This window comes from uncultured Streptococcus sp., from assembly GCF_963518475.1.
Lineage (GTDB): Bacteria > Bacillota > Bacilli > Lactobacillales > Streptococcaceae > Streptococcus.
Genome location: NZ_CAUQJA010000009.1, coordinates 18,839 through 37,827 on the forward strand (window position 1 = coordinate 18,839; position 18,989 = coordinate 37,827).

The 18,989-nt window shown below is 41.2% G+C and carries 17 protein-coding genes and 1 riboswitch; of the genes, 3 read left to right on the top strand and 14 right to left on the bottom strand.

Annotated elements, in window-relative coordinates:
- Positions 1–17 precede the first annotated feature (17 nt).
- The 11 genes from RYK12_RS05055 to RYK12_RS05105 form a co-directional block, all read right to left on the bottom strand.
- A complete protein-coding gene (locus RYK12_RS05055; protein ID WP_314847424.1) occupies positions 18–527 on the bottom strand; it encodes an N-acetyltransferase in 510 nt (169 codons plus the stop codon).
- Positions 527–1,573, bottom strand: coding sequence for a phenylalanine--tRNA ligase subunit alpha (gene pheS, locus RYK12_RS05060; RefSeq protein WP_000103743.1), 1,047 nt, complete (start codon positions 1,571–1,573; stop codon positions 527–529). Before pheS ends, RYK12_RS05055 begins: the two co-directional genes overlap by 1 nt.
- A gap of 270 nt (positions 1,574–1,843) precedes the next feature.
- On the bottom strand, positions 1,844–2,293 hold the full coding sequence (locus RYK12_RS05065) for a GNAT family N-acetyltransferase (protein ID WP_314847480.1): 450 nt from the start codon (positions 2,291–2,293) through the stop codon (positions 1,844–1,846).
- Positions 2,294–2,297: 4 nt separating this feature from the next.
- Positions 2,298–2,717 (bottom strand): chromosome partitioning protein ParB, encoded by a 420-nt coding sequence (locus tag RYK12_RS05070; protein WP_049486653.1) that lies wholly within the window; start codon positions 2,715–2,717, stop codon positions 2,298–2,300.
- 27 nt (positions 2,718–2,744) lie between these two features.
- The gene (locus tag RYK12_RS05075) at positions 2,745–3,395 is read right to left on the bottom strand and encodes a phosphatase PAP2 family protein (RefSeq protein ID WP_314847428.1); all 651 of its coding nucleotides are present in this window, start codon (positions 3,393–3,395) and stop codon (positions 2,745–2,747) included.
- Entirely contained in the window at positions 3,385–3,948 is a 564-nt protein-coding gene (locus RYK12_RS05080; RefSeq protein WP_000185834.1) for an ECF transporter S component, read from the bottom strand. Before RYK12_RS05080 ends, RYK12_RS05075 begins: the two co-directional genes overlap by 11 nt.
- 163 nt (positions 3,949–4,111) lie before the next feature.
- Positions 4,112–4,346: riboswitch (FMN riboswitch) on the bottom strand.
- A gap of 59 nt (positions 4,347–4,405) precedes the next feature.
- Positions 4,406–4,909, bottom strand: coding sequence for a tRNA (cytidine(34)-2'-O)-methyltransferase (locus RYK12_RS05085; protein WP_143952831.1), 504 nt, complete (start codon positions 4,907–4,909; stop codon positions 4,406–4,408).
- Positions 4,910–5,101: 192 nt separating this feature from the next.
- Complete coding sequence (locus tag RYK12_RS05090; protein WP_143952830.1) at positions 5,102–5,932, bottom strand: energy-coupling factor transporter transmembrane protein EcfT; 831 nt, start codon at positions 5,930–5,932, stop codon at positions 5,102–5,104.
- Complete coding sequence (locus RYK12_RS05095) at positions 5,917–7,599, bottom strand: ABC transporter ATP-binding protein (protein ID WP_314847431.1); 1,683 nt, start codon at positions 7,597–7,599, stop codon at positions 5,917–5,919. The genes RYK12_RS05090 and RYK12_RS05095 overlap by 16 nt, the downstream gene beginning before the upstream one ends.
- A 168-nt stretch (positions 7,600–7,767) precedes the next feature.
- Complete coding sequence (locus RYK12_RS05100) at positions 7,768–8,313, bottom strand: ECF-type riboflavin transporter substrate-binding protein (protein WP_000795927.1); 546 nt, start codon at positions 8,311–8,313, stop codon at positions 7,768–7,770.
- A 15-nt stretch (positions 8,314–8,328) separates the two neighbouring features.
- The gene (locus tag RYK12_RS05105; RefSeq protein WP_045605043.1) at positions 8,329–9,177 is read right to left on the bottom strand and encodes an S-adenosyl-l-methionine hydroxide adenosyltransferase family protein; all 849 of its coding nucleotides are present in this window, start codon (positions 9,175–9,177) and stop codon (positions 8,329–8,331) included.
- Between the two features lie 188 nt (positions 9,178–9,365).
- On the opposite strand from RYK12_RS05105, the gene trkA reads away from it, so the two are divergent.
- Entirely contained in the window at positions 9,366–10,715 is a 1,350-nt protein-coding gene (gene trkA / locus RYK12_RS05110; protein WP_314847433.1) for a Trk system potassium transporter TrkA, read from the top strand.
- A gap of 3 nt (positions 10,716–10,718) precedes the next feature.
- A complete protein-coding gene (locus RYK12_RS05115; RefSeq protein WP_261029457.1) occupies positions 10,719–12,158 on the top strand; it encodes a TrkH family potassium uptake protein in 1,440 nt (479 codons plus the stop codon).
- 274 nt (positions 12,159–12,432) lie between these two features.
- Here RYK12_RS05115 and pflB read toward each other — a convergent pair whose 3' ends face one another.
- Positions 12,433–14,748: a formate C-acetyltransferase gene (gene pflB / locus RYK12_RS05120; RefSeq protein ID WP_314847482.1), complete on the bottom strand. Its 2,316-nt coding sequence runs from the start codon at positions 14,746–14,748 to the stop codon at positions 12,433–12,435.
- A gap of 237 nt (positions 14,749–14,985) precedes the next feature.
- Between pflB and dinB the strand changes: the two genes are divergently transcribed.
- Complete coding sequence (gene dinB / locus RYK12_RS05125; protein ID WP_153210694.1) at positions 14,986–16,047, top strand: DNA polymerase IV; 1,062 nt, start codon at positions 14,986–14,988, stop codon at positions 16,045–16,047.
- A gap of 34 nt (positions 16,048–16,081) precedes the next feature.
- On the opposite strand, the gene RYK12_RS05130 is transcribed toward dinB, so the two are convergent.
- Positions 16,082–16,927 (bottom strand): undecaprenyl-diphosphate phosphatase, encoded by an 846-nt coding sequence (locus RYK12_RS05130; RefSeq protein ID WP_314847435.1) that lies wholly within the window; start codon positions 16,925–16,927, stop codon positions 16,082–16,084.
- 60 nt (positions 16,928–16,987) lie between these two features.
- Positions 16,988–18,877 carry a DUF2207 domain-containing protein gene (locus RYK12_RS05135; RefSeq protein ID WP_314847438.1) on the bottom strand — a complete coding sequence of 630 codons (1,890 nt, stop codon included), beginning with the start codon at positions 18,875–18,877 and terminating at the stop codon, positions 16,988–16,990.
- Positions 18,878–18,989: the final 112 nt, after the last annotated feature.

Genomic DNA, 18,989 nt, shown 5'->3' on the forward strand with positions numbered 1-18,989 from the left:
ATAGAAGAATCATCTTCTTACCTTAATTTCTTTCTCAGTAACCAATCCGTATCTACTTTTTGACCAATCATAAAATGATGTTGGCTAAATTTTTCAAAACCATATCGATTATAAAACGCTTGAGCTTTTGTATTATGCTCCCAAACACCTAACCAAGCCCAGGAAAAACTATTTTTTGTAGCAAGTTCAAGAGCGAATTCAAACAGTTGCTTACCGAATCCAAGTCCTTGGAATTTTTGTAGCACATAGAGGCGTTGAATTTCAAAAGCATCCTCTAATTCTCTCTCAGTCTGAGCACTTCCCCAGTTGACTTTGAGAAAACCAGCTATCTCGTCTTCATGCATAATGAAATAGGTTTCGGATTCTGAATTTTCCAACTCAGTTGACAAAGTTCTCAGACTATAAGCCTCTTCAAAGTATTCCTGTAACTGCTCTTCCGTATTATCATGAGCAAATGTTTCACGAAAGGTTTGTTTGGCAATTTTAGCCAACACCTCAACATCTGCCATTTCTACTTTTCTAATCATTATTTAAACTGTTCTGAGAAGCGGACATCTCCTTGGTAGAATCCACGGATATCGTTGATTCCGTAACGAAGCATAGCTACACGTTCTTGTCCAAGACCAAAGGCAAATCCAGAGTAAACAGTCGCATCGATACCACTCATTTCAAGGACACGTGGGTGAACCATACCGGCCCCCATAATTTCGATCCAACCAGTTTTCTTACATACGTTACAACCTTCTCCACCACACTTGAAGCAAGAAACATCCACCTCAACAGATGGCTCTGTGAATGGGAAGTAAGAGGGGCGCAGACGGATCTGACGCTCTTCACCAAACATTTTTTGCACAATCAACTGAAGGGTTCCTTGAAGGTCTGCCATAGAGATGTTTTTCCCAACAACCAAGCCTTCGATTTGGTGGAACTGGTGACTGTGGGTCGCATCGTCTGTGTCACGACGGAACACACGCCCTGGCGAAATCATTTTCAAAGGACCTTTAGAGAAATCATGGGCATCCATAGCACGCGCCTGAACTGGAGACGTGTGAGTACGTAGCAAGATTTCTTCTGTGATATAGAAAGTGTCCTGCATATCACGAGCTGGGTGGTCTTTTGGAAGGTTCATACGTTCAAAGTTATAGTAGTCTTGCTCCACTTCAAAACCATCCACGACTTGGTAACCCATACCGATGAAGATATCTTCGATTTCTTCACTGGTTTGTGTCAAAACGTGACGGTGACCAGTCGCAACTGGACGACCTGGAAGTGTCACATCGATACTCTCGCTAGCCAGTTGAGCCGCAACTTTCTTTTCTTCCAAGAGCTTAGCTGTTTCTTCAAAAGCAGCTGTCAAGACATCACGAGCTTCATTGACGTGTTTCCCTATGATTGGACGCATCTCAGCAGAGACATCTTTCATCCCTTTGAGGATTTCAGTGAGCGAACCCTTTTTACCAAGGACAGAGACACGCAAATCTTGCATCTCTTTTTCATTTTCAGCAGTAATCTGCTTCAAGCTAGCCAGCGTTTCTTCGCGAAGCGCTTTTAATTGTTCTTCAATAGTTGACATAATTCCTCCATCAGTCTCTCGTAGATAAAAAGAAAACCACATGCCAAAAACTCCACTCGGAGCGTTGACACGCGGTACCATCCGTTTTCATCTGACAAGTCAGACCTTCATTTCTAAATCCATGCACAAGTGAATTCACCCAGCTTTCATATAGAGAGCTTGCAGTCACGGCTCTCCTCCCTGATATACTTCCCTTGAGTTACTAGTCTTGCAGATTTCTATTCAATTACTACTTAGTTTATCAGATTTTTAGTTAAAAAACAAGTTAGATTAGACTAATTTCAATACAAAACTCGTTCCTTTTTCTGTTGCTCCATTTTCCACAAATCCAAGCGACTTGAAACAGCTCCTAGATACATGATTGTAAGTGTAGATTTCCTTGACTCTCAATTCTTTCCATCCTTTTACTCGAGCCAATTCAATCAAAGTACTTAGGATCTTTTTTCCAAGTCCTCGATGTTGGTAAGCGGGATTTCCAATCACAATGGGGAGATTGTCCTGAGATAGTGTAACATCCCCAATTGGAAACCATTTACCCTTCTCCTTGACTTCAATCCAAAAAAGCTCACCATGCTGATCCAAATAGGAATACATGGCTTCCAAAGTTTCTTGACTATAAGGAAGCTTCACCCCATCTACGAGGTAAACTAAGTCCACATTCTGATACCAAGCAAAAGCTTCTTCACAATGATTGACCTTATAATAAGGAACCAGACGCAGTGAATTATCTATTTGTAGGGTCTGTTTCATCTGCTTTCCTTTTCAACAAAAGAGTTGCTGCTTGATTAAAACCATCACACCAGTTATACCATTTTGCTTCATACTCATCTTGAGCTAAGATATGATTTTTTAAATCCAGAACAGAGTAGATTTTTCTTTCTTCGCAGGCTTGCGCATAGAGATGATATAGTTCATCACCACCATCTCTATCCCACTCAGCAGAAATAGTATCCCGACCTGCCAATAAAGCCTGATAAGCCCTGTGATGCCCATCTGTAATCAACAAGTAATCTCCGAACGCAAGAATACTGATTGGAGCAACATTGATTATTTCTGCCGACTGATAAAGTGTCTGGATGCCTGCTAGTTTCTTTTCTGATAAGTATAGTTGAGTCGGATGGAGAGCTTTTATGTTGACTTTCATTTCCTTCTCCTCAAGAGAATTTGATATTCACTTCTGTTTGCCTTTGAATCGCCATTGGAAGCGAAGCTTGTCATAAAAGGGAAATTCGATAAACAGGACTCCCAAGCCGACACAGAGACTGGCAAGGACATCTGATGGATAATGAACTCCCAGATAGACCCTTGATACCAACACACTGACTAGGTAGAGGCCAAGGACGATTTGCACGATTCTTCTCCAGACTGGATCTTTCATCCGTTGACTGAGAATGACAATCAGAGAGCCGACCATCAAGGTTACAGCCAGAGAATGGCCACTTGGAAAGGAAAATCCCTTCTCCTCAACCAAGTGTAAAATAGCTGGCCGTGGGCGCTGGTAGATATTTTTAAAGGTCACGATTAAAAGACCTGCCAAAGCCAGATTTCCCAGCATGAAGAAACTTTCTATCTTCCATCGCTTACGATAAAAGATAAAGGCTGCGATAGCAACCCAGGTGATAATCACTGGGATATCAATCAAGCGTGTGATGGCCCTGAAAAGAATAGTCAAGTAATCTGGCAAGTCTCCGCGAACGGCAGTCTGTATCGGTTGGTCAAAACCGACCAGCGTTTCAGGGTAAAATTTGACCATGTAGCCAAGAATAACGAAAAGTAAAAGGGCAAAACTGCCCTTCATTAAAAATGTTTGTTTATCTCTCATAATGTTTTAAGGTTGGTTTCAAAAGGACATACAACAACCAGAATGAAACGGAAAAGATTACACCCTCAATCAAGTTAAAAGGTAATACCATAGTCATTAGGTAGTTGGAAAGTCCCAAAATTTTTCCAATATCAAAGTTAGCAAACTTAGCGTACAAAGGAACAGCATAAACATAGTTGAGAACCAACATAGCCACGGTTAAACCAATAGTTCCAGCTAGAGAGCCTAGTAGGAAACGAAGGGTTGTCCGTTCCTTTTTCCAAATCAAAGCAAAGACGATGACAAAAACTCCCAAAGCTACGATATTCATTGGCAAACCAATGTAAGTATTCACTCCCTGGCTGTTAAGAAGCAATTTCAAGAGTGAGCGAAGCAAGAGAACTCCTAGAGCAGCAGGCAAATCCATGACTACCAGGCCCACAAGGACTGGCAAGATACTAAATTCGATCTTGAGGAAGGACGCCGCTGGTAAAAGCGGAAAGTCAAAGTACATCAGCACAAATGAGATGGCTGATAAAATTGCAATGGTCGAAAGTCGACGTGTGTTTGTCATAACAGGTTCCTCCAATTTTCTATAAAATCAGAAGAAGTTAGAAAGGATTCCTCTATCTATTCTCACTTTTTATATCCCAAAAGTTCCCTCTCACTCTATTAAGGAAATTCAAGCAAGCGGTTACAATTCGGCTATAAATCTATCAAAACAGACAAAGCTATTCTTTCGTCTTCTCCCATCCAGACTATACTGTCGGTTGTGGAATCTCACCACATCAGCTTGCGCTCGCGGACTTCTTTAAAGAGAAGGAAATAGAGATTTTTCTTTTAGACTAGGCGACAAGCTGTAGGCATAACTTCTGGTTAGGCAAAGCTTGTCAACAAAGTATAAAAGGAAAAGATCATTTCCTAGTTAAAGTCACCGCCGGTCGGGAATCACACCCTGCCCTGAAGACTCTTTTATCATAACAAAAAACGCTTGCAAGCGCAAGCATTTTGTTCATTTTCATTTTCATTTTTTATTTCAATTTATCCACTTCATAGGTATGAACAAGCTCAAGACCTGCAAAGTTCTGCTGGCGAAGAGCCTCATAGACAATCATGCAGACGGTATTAGACACATTGAGACTGCGGACATGTTCATCATTCATAGGAATACGGAGAGCTTTCTCAGGATGTTCTCGCATAAAGTCCTCAGGCAAGCCCTTGTCTTCACGTCCAAAGAGAAAATAATGGTCCTCATCAGTCGATAAATCCACATCAGAATAGGCTTTTTCCGCAAATTTCGAAATCAGATAAAGTTTTCCCTTCATCTGAGACATAAAATCCTCTAAACTCTCGTAAAAATAAATCTCTAGCTTATCCCAATAATCCAATCCAGCTCGCTTCATCTTGCGGTCGTCAATAGGAAAGCCCATGGGCTTGATGATGTGGAGGGGAGAATTGGTCGCAGCGCAAGTACGCGCAATATTGCCTGTATTTTGTGGAATTTGAGGTTCAAATAATACAATGTGATTTGTCATGACTTGCTTCCTTTCACCATTGCAAAAAAATAGCCACACTGCCCGGAGTCAAGCTCAGCAAACAGCGTGGTTAAGGCATCGTTAACTTACCTCACAACAGGTTTGAAGTAAATCAGCGAAACTACTTTCTTAGTATAACACTTTCAGAATCATTGTCAATAGAAACGACTTGATTTTTTCAATTTTTTCAAGCTATTTCCAAGGGTTGTAAAATCGTCCGTGATTCTGCAAGATAAGTAGTAAACTAGCTACTAAAAATACAGCTGCCAAGAGCAAGGTAATATAATCTCCTTTTTTCAAGGCCTGATAACTATACCAAGTGCGTTTTCTCTCTTTCCCAAAGCGGCGAAGTTCCATGGCGGTCGCAATGGTATCAATGCGTTCTAGCGAGCTAAAAATCAAGGGAGTGATAATGCGCAGATTGCCTTTGATTCGTTGCATAAGAGAAGCTTTCTTGGATAATTCCATCCCACGCGCCTCCTGAGACATCTTGATAGTAAAGAATTCTTCCTGCAAATCTGGAATATAGCGCAAGGTCAGGCTGACAGAATAGGCAATCTTATAGGGCACACCAATTTGATTTAAACTGGAAGCAAACTGACTAGGGTGGGTTGTCATCAAAAAGATAATAGCCAGAGGAATGGTGCAAAGGTACTTAATAGCCAAATTTAGCAGATAAAAGAGCTCTTGACTGGTCAGAGTGTATGCACCGATTCCCTGCCAAATCACACTTCTCTCTCCGTAAAGTCCAACCCCATACTCGGGAGAAAAGAGATAGACCATCAAAACGTTTAAAACGGCAAATACCGTCGCAAAAACGGCTACAAAGGAAACATCTTTAAAACGGATTTCTGACAAATAGAGGAGAAAGACCGAAAAGATGGCAATCAGAACAAGCAGTCTGGTATCATAGCTAATCATAGCCGCCAATGACACGAGTATGAAAAAGAGGAGTTTCCCAGCTCCTGACAAGCGATGAATCACAGTATCTCTATGCTGGTAACCGATTAATTTTGCTTGCATCCTTCTCTCCTTTCTTTGTAAAATGCCGTTAAAGCAAGTGGATCCACATCTAGTTTCTTGGCCAAGTTGAAGATTGAAGTTTCTTTTAGGTTGGCTTTTACTAACAGCTCAGGATTGCTCAACAGACTAGCTGGATCAGTATCGGCAATCAATTCCCCATCCACCATGACAAGGGCCCGGTCTGAATAATCCAGCATCAATTGCATATCATGGGTAATCATGACAATAGTATGCCCTTTTTGATGCAACTCTTCGAGAAATTCCATAATCTCAGTATAATTCTTCTGGTCTTGACCCGCTGTCGGTTCATCTAAGAGGATAATTTCAGCTCCTAAGACCAAAATCGATGCAATAGTCACACGTTTTTTCTGACCAAATGACAGGGCAGAAATAGGCCAATTACGGAATTCATAGAGACCACAGATTTTCAAGGTTTCATAGACTCTCGTTTCAATTTCCTGCTCGTCCACACCTCGCAAACGAAGTCCCAGAGCCACCTCATCAAAAATCATATTGGTTGAAATCATTTGATTAGGATTTTGCAGCACATAGCCTACTCGTTCCGCCCGTTCTGCAACAGAATCTCCTTTGATATCCTGTCCTTCCCAAAGGTAAGAACCTTTCGTCTGAATAAAGCTACTTAAGGCCTTGGCTAGGGTTGATTTCCCTGCTCCATTTTTTCCGACAATGGCAATCTTTTCACCCTTTTTAATATCCAGATGAAGAGATTTTAAAATCGGTCTATCATCATAAGAAAAGGACACGTCCTCTAATTTAAAGAGTGACTGCAATTCTACGGTTTCTTTTACCAATTCAGTCTGCAACTGAACCTGGCCTTTTGAGATAGACAAGTTGTCCAAATTTGCTAACTGTTCTTCCTTGTCTAAATCCACACCTAATTGACGGAGAGTGGTTAGATAAAGGGGTTCCCGAATTCCATTTTGTGTCAATAAATCAGTCGCCAGTAGTTGGTCAGGGATACCATTAAAGAGGATACGACCATCGTTTATCAAGACAATCCGATCCACAGGGCGATGTAGAACATCCTCCAAACGGTGCTCGATAATAAGAGTCGTCGTTCCTTCTTCCTTATGAATCTGGTCAATCAATTCGATAATATCCTGACCTGACTTGGGATCCAGATTGGCGAGTGGCTCATCAAACAAAAGAATCGGACTCTCATCAATCAAGACACCAGCTAAACTAACTCGCTGCTTTTGTCCACCTGACAAATCCTGAGGACGCTGAGACAGTAAAGAAATAAGATCCAGCTTTTCAGCCCATTTATGAACACGGCTTTTCATGTCATCTAGAGCTGTTACATCATTTTCCAGAGCAAAAGCCAAATCCTCTGCCACAGATAAACCGATAAACTGCCCATCTGTATCCTGCAAAACCGTGCTAACCAGATGAGATTTATCATAGATACTCATATCAAAGGCCGCTTGCCCCTTGATCAAAAATTCTCCAGACATCTGACCCTTGTAAATATTGGGAATAATTCCATTCAAACACTGACCCAAGGTAGACTTACCTGACCCAGATGGCCCAACAATTAAGACTTTCTCTCCCTTATAAATGGTCAAGTCTACCCCTTGCAAGGTCGGTTCTTGTTGCGTTTCATACTGGAAAGAGAAATCCTTCCACTCAATTATAGCTTCTTTCATCTTACTCTCTTCATTCGCTTCTTAGACTTCTATTTTATCATAAATCGAACCCTTCTTGCAGACTCTTCTATTAAAAACTTAGCGCCAACAAGATTCCTAGCCTAAATTGCTTACCCGACTAGTCTATAAACATCGAAAAAGACCGGTTGCCCAGCCTTTTCCCTTATATTAATCCTTTTTCAAACTTCCTGAACGAGTCTGCGTACGTGAATAAGCTAGCAAGAGAAGAGTCCCCGCGATAGCAATAGTCACAGCGTTTGCAATACCTGCAACAATCCCTTGGGCAAATACTTTTTCTGCCGCTTCTTGATAGATCACAACGTCTCCAAGTGGAGCCAAGACACCCCAAACAAGAGCATTTGCAACAATCTGAATGAGATTAAAAAAGACAATATCCTTCAACTCAAAAACACCCTGTGTTACTCGAATGTATTTTCTAAAGAGTCCGACTGCTAGACCAAAGAGACCACTAGCAATAATCCAAGTCCACCAAAGACCGTAGCCAGCAAGAGAGTCCTTCACTGCATGACCAATTAAACCAACAAGTAATCCCACTAGAGGGCCAAAAATGATAGACAATAGGCTCTGTACCGCATACTGAAGCTGGATGCTTGTATTTGGAACAGGTGTCGGAATGCTGATCATCCCAATGACAACAAAGAGCGCAGCTCCAACACCGATAGCAACAACTTGTTTAATTGATTGATTTTTCATCTATATTCTCCTATTTTATGATTCTATTTTCTTTATTTCAATGGTCCAAGATGAACCGACACCCACATTATAGGCCTTAGCAAAGGAACCTTGGTTGATAGCCAGACCTAAACGATAGAGGGAGTTGATGTAAAGGATGGGTTGCCCAATTCTCACATCTGCAAATGATTTGCCATAGACAACCTGATTTTGATAAACCAGCATATCTGCATGATAGATGGTCACTTCAAAACGGTCACCGAATGCTGGTTCCAGCTTGTAAAACTCTTCTCGCGTGATAGAGGTCCAAAGCGAACCAAAACGCACATCCAGAATATCAATAGCTCCCTTCACCAGATGATCTTCAATGATAGTCTCTACGACTGGAAGTTCCACAATCTGATCCACACTGAGCTCTGGCCCCACTTCCTCAAAAGTAATGTGACCGCTGGCCAGTTTAGCACCAGTATAAGCATAAACATCACGACCGTGGAAGGTATAAGAATGCTCTGTATTTTGTCGTCTATTGGCCACTTCAGAAATTTCACGAATAGCTACAATGCCAACGTGTTTCTTGATAAAAGAAAGCGTCCCATTATCTGGCGTGACAATGTATTGATTTTTTGCAGTCTTGGCAACCACACTCTTACGTTTCGAGCCGACACCTGGATCGACAACCGATACAAATGTCGTTCCCTCAGGCCAGTAATCCACCGTCTGAAAGAGACGGTAACTCCCCTCAAAAATATTATAAGGCGTGATATCGTGCGTCAAATGATGAATTTTTAAGGTTGGAGACTCTTCTAAAGCCACTCCAATCATAGCCGATACCGCACCATCAACCAGACCAAAGTCTGATTGTAATACCAGTAAATTATTATTCATTTTATCTCCTTGTATATCCTTTATCATACCATATTTTCTAAAAAGTCGCTAATAGCTATTTCAATTGCTTAGGGTATAGTTTTACCTTATAGCAAATTTCCTACTAAAAACTCTGGTGATTAGCTAGTAGGTGCATTTTTTCTTGAAAAAAGGTATGATAGTTACATCATGAAAAAGTAGGTTTTAATATGAAAATTATCCTTGTCGGAGGGGGAAAAGTTGGTTTTGCCCTCTGTCGCTCCTTGGTTGCAGAAAAGCATGATGTTTTGCTGATTGAGCAAGACGAAGCTGTCCTCAATCATATTGTCAATCGCTTTGATATCATGGGTATCCTTGGTAACGGGGCCGATTTTACCATCCTTGAGCAAGCCAGTGTCCAGGATTGTGATATCTTTATCGCCCTGACTGAATACGATGAAGTGAACATGATTGCAGCCGTTTTAGCCAAAAAAATGGGAGCTAAAGAGACCATCGTTCGGGTGCGGAACCCTGAATATTCTAACTCTTATTTCAAGGAAAAGAATATTCTCGGTTTTTCTCTTATCGTTAACCCTGAGCTCTTGGCTGCCCGCGCTATTGCTAATATCATTGACTTCCCCAACGCCCTCTCTGTCGAACGTTTCTTTGGTGGACGGGTCAGCTTGATGGAATTCGCTGTTAAATCCTCCAGTGGTCTTTGCCAAATGCCCATTTCTGATTTTCGGAAAAAATTTGGCAATGTCATTGTCTGTGCGATAGAAAGGGAACATCAAATTATCATTCCAAGCGGTGACATGACTGTACAGGATAAAGATAGAATCTTTGTCACTGGTAACCGTGTTGACATGATGCTCTTCCATAATTATTTCAAGTCTCGTGCCGTGAAGAGTCTTCTTATTGTTGGAGCTGGTAGAATTGCCTATTATCTATTAGGTATCCTCAAAGACAGTCGTATCGATACCAAGGTTATTGAAATCAATCCTGAAATCGCCAGCTTCTTTAGCGAGAAATTCCCAAATCTCTACATCGTTCAAGGAGATGGTACCGCAAAAGATATCCTGCTGGAAGAAAGTGCTCAAAACTATGATGCCGTTGCGACTCTAACAGGGGTCGATGAGGAAAATCTGATTACCTCTATGTTCCTTGACAGGGTAGGTGTACAAAAAAATATCACCAAGGTCAATCGCACCAGTCTCCTTGAGATTATCAATGCGCCTGATTTTTCAAGTATCATCACACCTAAAAGCATCGCTGTAGATACGATTATGCACTTTATTCGTGGTCGTGTTAATGCCCAGTATTCAGACCTTCAAGCCATGCACCATCTAGCCAATGGCCAAATCGAAACCCTGCAATTCCATATCAAGGAAGCTAATAAAATGACTGCCAAACCTCTTTCTCAACTAAAACTGAAAAAAGGGGTTCTTATTGCGGCCATCATTCGAAAGGGCAAGACTATTTTCCCAACAGGAGAGGATATGCTGGAAGTTGGAGACAAGCTCCTAGTAACAACTTTGTTGCCAAACATCACCAAGATTTATGACTTGATTGCGAGGTAAGAAATGAATAAAAGTATGATTCGTTACCTCCTTTCAAAATTACTTTTGATTGAAGCTGTTCTTCTTTTGGTTCCTGTAGCTGTTGCTATCTATTACCGTGAATCGAGCCAAGTCTTTACAGCCCTCTTTACAACGATTGGGATTCTCGTATTACTAGGCGGTTCAGGAATTTTACAAAAGCCAAAAAATCAACGGATTTATGCCAAGGAGGGAGTCTTGATTGTTGCCCTCTGTTGGATCCTTTGGTCCTTCTTTGGTGGTCTCCCCTTTGTCTTTGCTAGACAAATTCCCAGCGTTATCGATGCCTTTTTTGAAATCAGTTCTGGCTTTACAACTACTGGAGCAACTATTCTGAACGACGTTTCGGTTCTCAGCCGTTCCCTCCTCTTCTGGCGAAGTTTTACCCACTTGATTGGAGGGATGGGAGTGCTTGTTTTTGCACTTGCTATTATGGATAATGCCAAGAATAGCCACCTAGAGGTGATGAAGGCTGAGGTTCCTGGCCCTGTCTTTGGTAAGGTTGTATCCAAGCTAAAAAACACCGCTCAGATTCTCTATCTCCTTTATCTAGCTCTCTTCTCCCTCTTTGTCATCATCTATTATCTAGCTGGTATGCCACTATTTGATAGTTTTGTGATCGCTATGGGGACAGCGGGAACTGGGGGCTTCACCGTCTATAACGATGGAATTGCTCACTATGGTAGCTCACTGATTACCTATCTGGTTAGTATCGGAGTTTTGGTTTTTGGGGTAAATTTCAATCTCTACTACTACCTCATGCTCCGCCGCGTCAAGGCCTTCTTTGGTGACGAAGAACTTCGTGCTTACTTGGTCATCGTGCTGGTTTCTACAGGCTTGATTAGCCTTAATACCCTCTATCTCTACCCGGGATTTTCCAAGAGTTTTGAAATGGCCTTCTTCCAGGTTTCCAATATCATTACGACGACTGGTTTTGGATATGGAGACATTACCAACTGGCCCCTCTTCTCCCAGTTTATCCTTCTCTTCCTCATGGGAATCGGTGGTTCTGCTGGATCAACCGCAGGTGGACTCAAGGTTATTCGAGGCCTCATCCTTTCAAAAATTGCTAAAAATCAGATTTTGTCAATCCTATCGCCCCACCGTGTTTTGACCCTCCATGTTAATAAGACGGTGATTGACAAAGATACTCAGCATAAGATTCTCAAGTACTTTGTCATCTATTCTATGATTTTGTTAGCACTTATCTTTATTGTCAGCCTAGATAGCAATGATTTTCTGGTTGTGACCAGCGCTGTCTTTAGCTGTTTCAATAACATCGGACCTATTCTAGGAACCACTTCTAGTTTCTCAATCTTTAGCCCTATCTCAAAAATTCTCCTCTCCTTTGCAATGATTGCAGGTCGTTTGGAGATTTATCCTATCTTGCTTCTCTTTATGAAGAGAACTTGGTCTAAGAGATAAAATACAACCACACCTTGTTCCATACAAAGTGTGGTGTTTTTATTTTCATACTCTTCGAAAATAAAATTCAAACCACGTCAGCTTCGCCTTGCCGTAGAAATATGTAACTGACTTCGTCAGTCTTATCTGCAACCTCAAAACAGTGTTTTGAGCAACCTGCGGCTAGCTTCCTAGTTTACTCTTTGATTTTCATTGAGTATTAAAAATTTAAAAACCCAAAAACAACCCTCAGTCGTTTGACCGAGGGTTCCTTTTCATTATTCAAGTTAATTGATTAGCTCAATGCGTCATCCATTGAAAGAACTTCGTGGAAGACACGTTGTGTCAATTCAGTTTTTTGTTCTGGAGTGAGGTATTTAGTGTTTACACAGTATCCAGAGATACGTACGATAACGTCTTCACCTGACATGATCTTTTCGTAAACATCGTTCAAGTCCATAACGTTCAAGTTAACGTGTTGTCCACCGTTTTCGAAGTAACCATCAAGGATTGTTACCAAGTTATCAACTTGTTCGTCACGAGTCTTACCAAGAGCGCGAGGTGATACTTGTGTAGTCAATGAGATACCATCAGCTGCATAACCGAAGTCAAGGCTAGCAAGTGAGTTCAAGTTTTGCAACCATCCACCTTTAGCTTTGTTAGATGGGTTAGCACCTGGTGAGAAGAATTCAAGTTTAGACAAGTTCACAGAACCATCTTCGTTGAGGTATACACCTTTGTGAACTGGTGAGTTACCAGTTTGTTTAGAGTAAGCAACGTTAGATGTGATTGTCAAAAGTGATACTGTAGCTTCTGCGTCTTTGTAAAGTTTGTGGCTACGTAGACGAGTTGTGTAAGCTTCAATCAACCATTCTGCCAATTCGTTTGAACGTGGGTCATCTTCACCCCAACGTGGGTATTCACCGATTGTTTCGTAATCGTAGATGTAGCCATTTTCGTCACGGATTGGTTTAACAGTAGCGTATTTGATTGCTGACAAAGTATCAACAGTGTTAGCAAATCCACAGATACCGAATCCCATGTTAGCGCGTTGGTGAGTTGGCAAGAAGGCCATTTGAACAGCTTCGTAGTTGTACTTGTCAGTCATGTAGTGGATGATGTTCAAAGCATCTACGTAAGTGTCAGTCAACCAGTCAAGAGATTTTTCAAAGTTTGCTTTAACTGATTCGAATTCAAGAACTTCGTCACGGATTGGTTCGATGTCAAATACTTTGTAGTCTTTGTGAACATCGTCGTAACCACCGTTCAAACCAGTAAGAAGAGCTTTCAATACGTTTACACGCGCACCGAAGTACTGGATGTTGTGGCGTTGTTCTTCATTTTCTGGGTCAAGTGGAGACACACAGCATGAGATACAGCTCATTTCACCATATCCGTCTTTAGCCATTGTTGTTACACCTTCGTATTGGATAGAAGAGTGTTTGTGGCTCATGTGCATACAGTAGCGACGGAAGTTGTATGGCAATTTGTCAGTCCAAAGAACTGTCAAGTTTGGTTCTGGAGAGTTACCGATGTTGTCAAGAGTGTTCAAGAAACGGTAGTCCATCTTAGTAACACGGTGACGACCGTCGTTACCCATACCAGCCATAGAAGTTGTGATGAAGGTTGGGTCACCTGAGTACAATTGGTCGTAAGCTTTTGTACGAGCAAATTTAACTGTACGAAGTTTCATAACGAAATCATCAACGAATTCTTGGATTTCTGATTCAGTAAATGTACCACGAGCAAGGTCACGTTCTGCAAAGATGTCCAATACGATTGGCACACGTCCTAGAGATGTAGCAGCACCGTTGATAACACGGCAGACAGACATGAAGGCGATGTTAACCCATTGGATAGCTTCTTTAACGTTCATCGCTGGTTTGCGAACGTCAACTCCGTAAAGGTCACCCAAGCGAACAACTTGTTGCAATGCTTGGTATTGAAGGTTGATTTCTTCACGAAGACGGATTGTTTCTTCATCGATTTCTTCGATTGCGTTCCAGTCGTTTACTTTTTCTTGCATCAAGTAGTCTGCACCGTAAAGAGCAAGACGTGCGTAAACACCGATAATACGTCCGCGTGAGTATGCATCTGGAAGACCAGTTACAGTGTGTGCGTGACGAGCGCGACGAATGTTTGAAGTGTAAGCGCGGAAGATACCGTCGTTAACTGTTGTTACGTATTTAGTGAAGATTTCGTGAACAGCTGGGTCTGGTTCGTATCCATTTTCTTTCAAAGTAGTTTCAGCCATACGGATACCACCTTTTGGCATGAAGTTCAATTTGAAGAGTTCGTCGTTTTGGATACCAAAGATAACTTCGTTTTCTTTATCGATAAATCCAGCAGGGATATCAGCGATAGATGTTGGACGAGTGTCCATTGGGAAACGAGTTTCTTCGTAGTGTGCTTTAGTTTCTTCTACAATTTTTTTGATGTGAAGTGAACGTTCTGTTGGTCCTGCGAGGAAGCTTTCGTCTCCATCGTAAGGTGTGTAGTTAGCTTGTACGAAGCGTGATACACTTGCTTTTTCTTTCCAATCTACGCCTTTGAAGCCTTCCCAAGCTTTGTCAAAAATATCTTGTGCTTCAACAACTGTCTTAACAACCATGTTAATGTCCTCTTTTTTCTTTCTAGTAACAGTCATCTGTTACATTCATGAGACAAGTATACCATACAGTAACCGATTTCAACAAGCGAAAAATCCCTATTTTTACACTTTCTTTTCTAAAACAGTCTATATTTTTCTTCAAACTGTATTATATTTTTGAAAAAATAAAGTCCTTTTTTCTTTTTTTCAGAAAAAAGGGTATAATAAAAGAAAATAAGCAGTAAAAAGGTGCTAGGCATGTTGATTTTTCCCTTATTAAATGATTTGTCAAGAAAAATCATCCATATTGACATGGATGCCTTTTTTGCTGCGGTGGAAATCAGAGATAATCCTAAACTCAGAGGAAAACCTGTCATTATCGGCAGTGACCCTCGGCAAACAGGTGGGCGTGGTGTCGTTTCAACTTGTAGCTATGAAGCGCGAGCTTTTGGTGTCCATTCAGCCATGAGCTCTAAGGAAGCCTATGAGCGTTGTCCCCAGGCAATCTTCATCTCAGGGAATTATGAGAAATACAAATCTGTGGGGCTCCAGATTCGAGCTATTTTTAAGCGCTATACAGATTTGATTGAACCTATGAGTATTGACGAAGCCTATTTGGATGTGACAGAAAATAAACTCGGTATCAAGTCAGCGGTCAAAATTGCTCGCCTCATTCAAGAGGATATCTGGCAAGAACTCCATCTAACTGCTTCTGCTGGCGTTTCTTATAACAAATTCTTGGCTAAAATGGCTAGCGATTATCAAAAACCTCATGGTCTGACAGTGATTCTACCTGACCAAGCTGAGGATTTTCTCAAACAAATGGACGTGGCCAAGTTTCATGGAGTAGGAAAAAAGACAGTAGAACGTCTTCATCAAATGGGCGTTTTTACTGGCGCTGATTTGCTTGAAGTTCCTGAAGTGACCCTAATAGACCGTTTTGGCAGACTGGGCTATGACCTGTATCGAAAGGCTCGAGGTATCCACAATTCCCCAGTCAAATCCAATCGTATCCGTAAATCAATTGGCAAGGAGAAAACCTATGGAAAGATTCTCCGTGCTGAGGAAGACATCAAAAAAGAGCTAGCTCTTCTATCAGAAAGAGTCGCTCTCAATCTCAATCAACAAGAAAAAGCTGGAAAAATTGTCATTTTGAAAATCCGCTACGAGAACTTTTCAACTCTTACTAAACGAAAAAGTCTTTCTCAAAAAACACAGGATGCTAGTCAGATAAGCCAAATAGCCCTGCAACTCTATGAAGAATTAAGCGAGAAAGAAAGAGGTGTCCGCCTGCTGGGGATTACCATGACTGGATTTTAAAACCTTGAAGAGTCTGAACCCTTCAAGGTTTTTCTTATACAAATAAACGGACAAAACTGTAAAGTAGCAAAACACTACCAAGCACGATGCGGTATTTACCGAAAAGGGTAAAGTCGTGTTTTTTCACATAGCTGGTCAAAAAGCGAATAGCGACCATGCTGACTGCAAAAGCGACTCCCATCGCAACCAAGAGCAAGAACAATTGCCCAAAATTCAAGAGTTGTCCTGCTTTTACAAATTTGAAAATCTTTAAGGCACTAGCTCCAAACATAACAGGAATTCCAAGATAGAAGGTAAATTCTGTCACAACAGAACGACTGGTTCCATTTAACAAACCACCGACAATTGTTGCCCCAGAACGACTCGTTCCTGGTAAAAGAGCAAGAACTTGGAAGAGTCCGATATAGAAAGCTGTCGTATAAGGAAGCTTGTCCAACTCTGTTACACTTGGCTCGATAGCACGCGCTTTATTGCGCTTTTCCAAATAGATAAAGGCAATCCCATAGATAATCAACATGAGAGCAACAGAAACCATGTTATGGAAGTGGGTATCAAACCAATCATCAAACTTAAATACTGCAAGCAAAGGTAAAGTGGCAACCAAGACCTTCAACCACAGTCTCCAAGTCTTACGAACTTCCTGCTTGTCCTTAGTCGGTTTGAAAGGATTGAGCTTGTTAAAGTAAATGACCATGACTGCTAAAATAGCACCAAGCTGAATCACAACATTAAACATGGACATAAAAGATTCATTCTGATTTTGGTATTGGATAAACTCCTCTGCTAAAATCAAGTGACCTGTACTGGAAATCGGCAACCATTCCGTAATCCCTTCAACAATACCGAAGAAGATAGATTTTAAAATTTCAATAAGATACATAGATTACTCCTTTTTCTATCTTCCATTATAGCATATTTTTTCAGCCAGTGATAGCTCTCTTTAAAAGGCACCGATACTGCCGCCACCTCCGCCTCCAGAGAAGCCACCGCCAGAACTTCCACTTCCAGAAGATACGGAGTAGGTACTTGCTGTATTTGCGACACTAGCATAATGGCTCATTTGCGCGCTTGAATGATAAAACATACTATGCCAGCCATAAGCTACATAGAGATTGATATCTGGATTTTCTACCTGGATGTGATGAACCTTCATCAAATGACTGACCTTGTCCGCATAGCCAAATAAGGTCGCATAAACCAAGAGGCGATTCCAAACCACAATACTTTCCAATTCAGCCTGATCCAATCGTGCAATCTCACGCAACATATTTTCAAAACTGGTCCAGAGATAGTATACTTCTGCCCCTGCTTCATCTAGGACACCATCACGATTATCTAGCCGAAGCTTCCAATAATAGAAAACAGCCAAAACCAAACCTAGAAAACCAAGTATAGGCAAGGGGAGGAAAAGATAGCCATAAACATCCAAACTGTACAAGAACAAACCAAATCCGATAAATAGGGGTAGGATAGTAGAGAGTCCCATACCCACTTGCAAGGCCTTTTCCCCACCAGTTAAAGGACGATAATAATCTGGGAGCCCCCAGAAGGAAACTCGCTTTCTCACTCCTTCTTGCATCTCTTTTAATACTGCTTCGAAAGAAGATTTGAGCTGAATCCCCTTTGCTTGAATCCGTTTTTCATCAGAGACTTTTGCTCTACGATAAAGACTATCAGATACCTTGTAATCCGCAAACAAATTGGAAAGAGTTTCTTCTTTTTTGCCTGAAAAAGCTAGATTTAGGCAGTCTTTCTCAAAGCTTGACAAACCATCTTCTTTTACTAGCCTCAAACCAACTGCATCTCCTTCTGAAATGATAGAGACATTCCCACGGTCTATCACATCTAACAAAGTAGCTTGAATAAGTTGGTCAAAGGTGAATTTTCCATCTCCCTTGACCAAGGGACTCACTTCCTCCAAGGAGGTCGAGTAGACAGCCTCTGATAAAACCATAGGCTCTAATTCCATTGGTGGTTCATAGAGACGATGATTTTTGGCATATTTGACCGAAGGAGTGGTCTTTCTTCTATAAATAAAATAAAAGCAAATACTCAATAACAAGGAGATAGAAAGTATCGAAGGGAAGACCCAAGTAACGAGTTGTTTACTCTGATCTTTTTCTTTAAAAATCGAGTCTTCTATCTTATTAAACTCTTCTAAACGATTCCCTTTCAATCCCTGATCCCTAGCGCTAGCAAAATCGGTCCGAGGCCAATAGGCATGTAACTCAACTCCACGTTTAGCCGGAAGATTGTCTAAACGGATGGTATAATCAAGGTTACTCTTTTCAACCGTTCCCTCTCTAAAAAGTTTCCCTGTATGGAAAAAGAGTTTTTCAGCCCCCTTGTCTCCCCTTACATGAAATTCAAACTTCCCAATAGCCCCTGAACTATCTGTCAGAGGTTGCCAATTTAATTCAGCGATATCATCATAAAGGAAAAGCAAATTCTTTAAGTTCCAGACAAGGTCAACTTCAACTGTGTCGCCATCTTGACCTGGATTATAAACTTTAACAGTATAACCATCTGCCCCTTCTATCACTTCGCTAGTAACATCTGTCAGTTCAGCACCGTTTTTCGCGACCTGAACCTTTGGATGAGGGTCAATGTCAAATCCGCTAGGCATCTTGCCAGCCCGTCCAAGTCCCACAATTTGACCTTTAAAGTCCTCCTCAAACTGGTAAACTATCTTCTGTCTAAATTCTGCCGTATTGTCTGCATGAATATACAAATCTCCTTGATAAGAGTTTATCTTGAAATCAATGGCAAAAACAGAGAATGGCAGAAGGCAAAACAAGCCTAACACTAGTAAGAAAAAAGTTTTTTTCATCAACTAAGCCCCCTTTTTATCTTTGCTATCATTATATCATTTTTTCACAAGTAAGGGCTTACCTATATTGAAAAATAGAGTTTTTTTCGATAAAATAGGAGACAGTTATTTT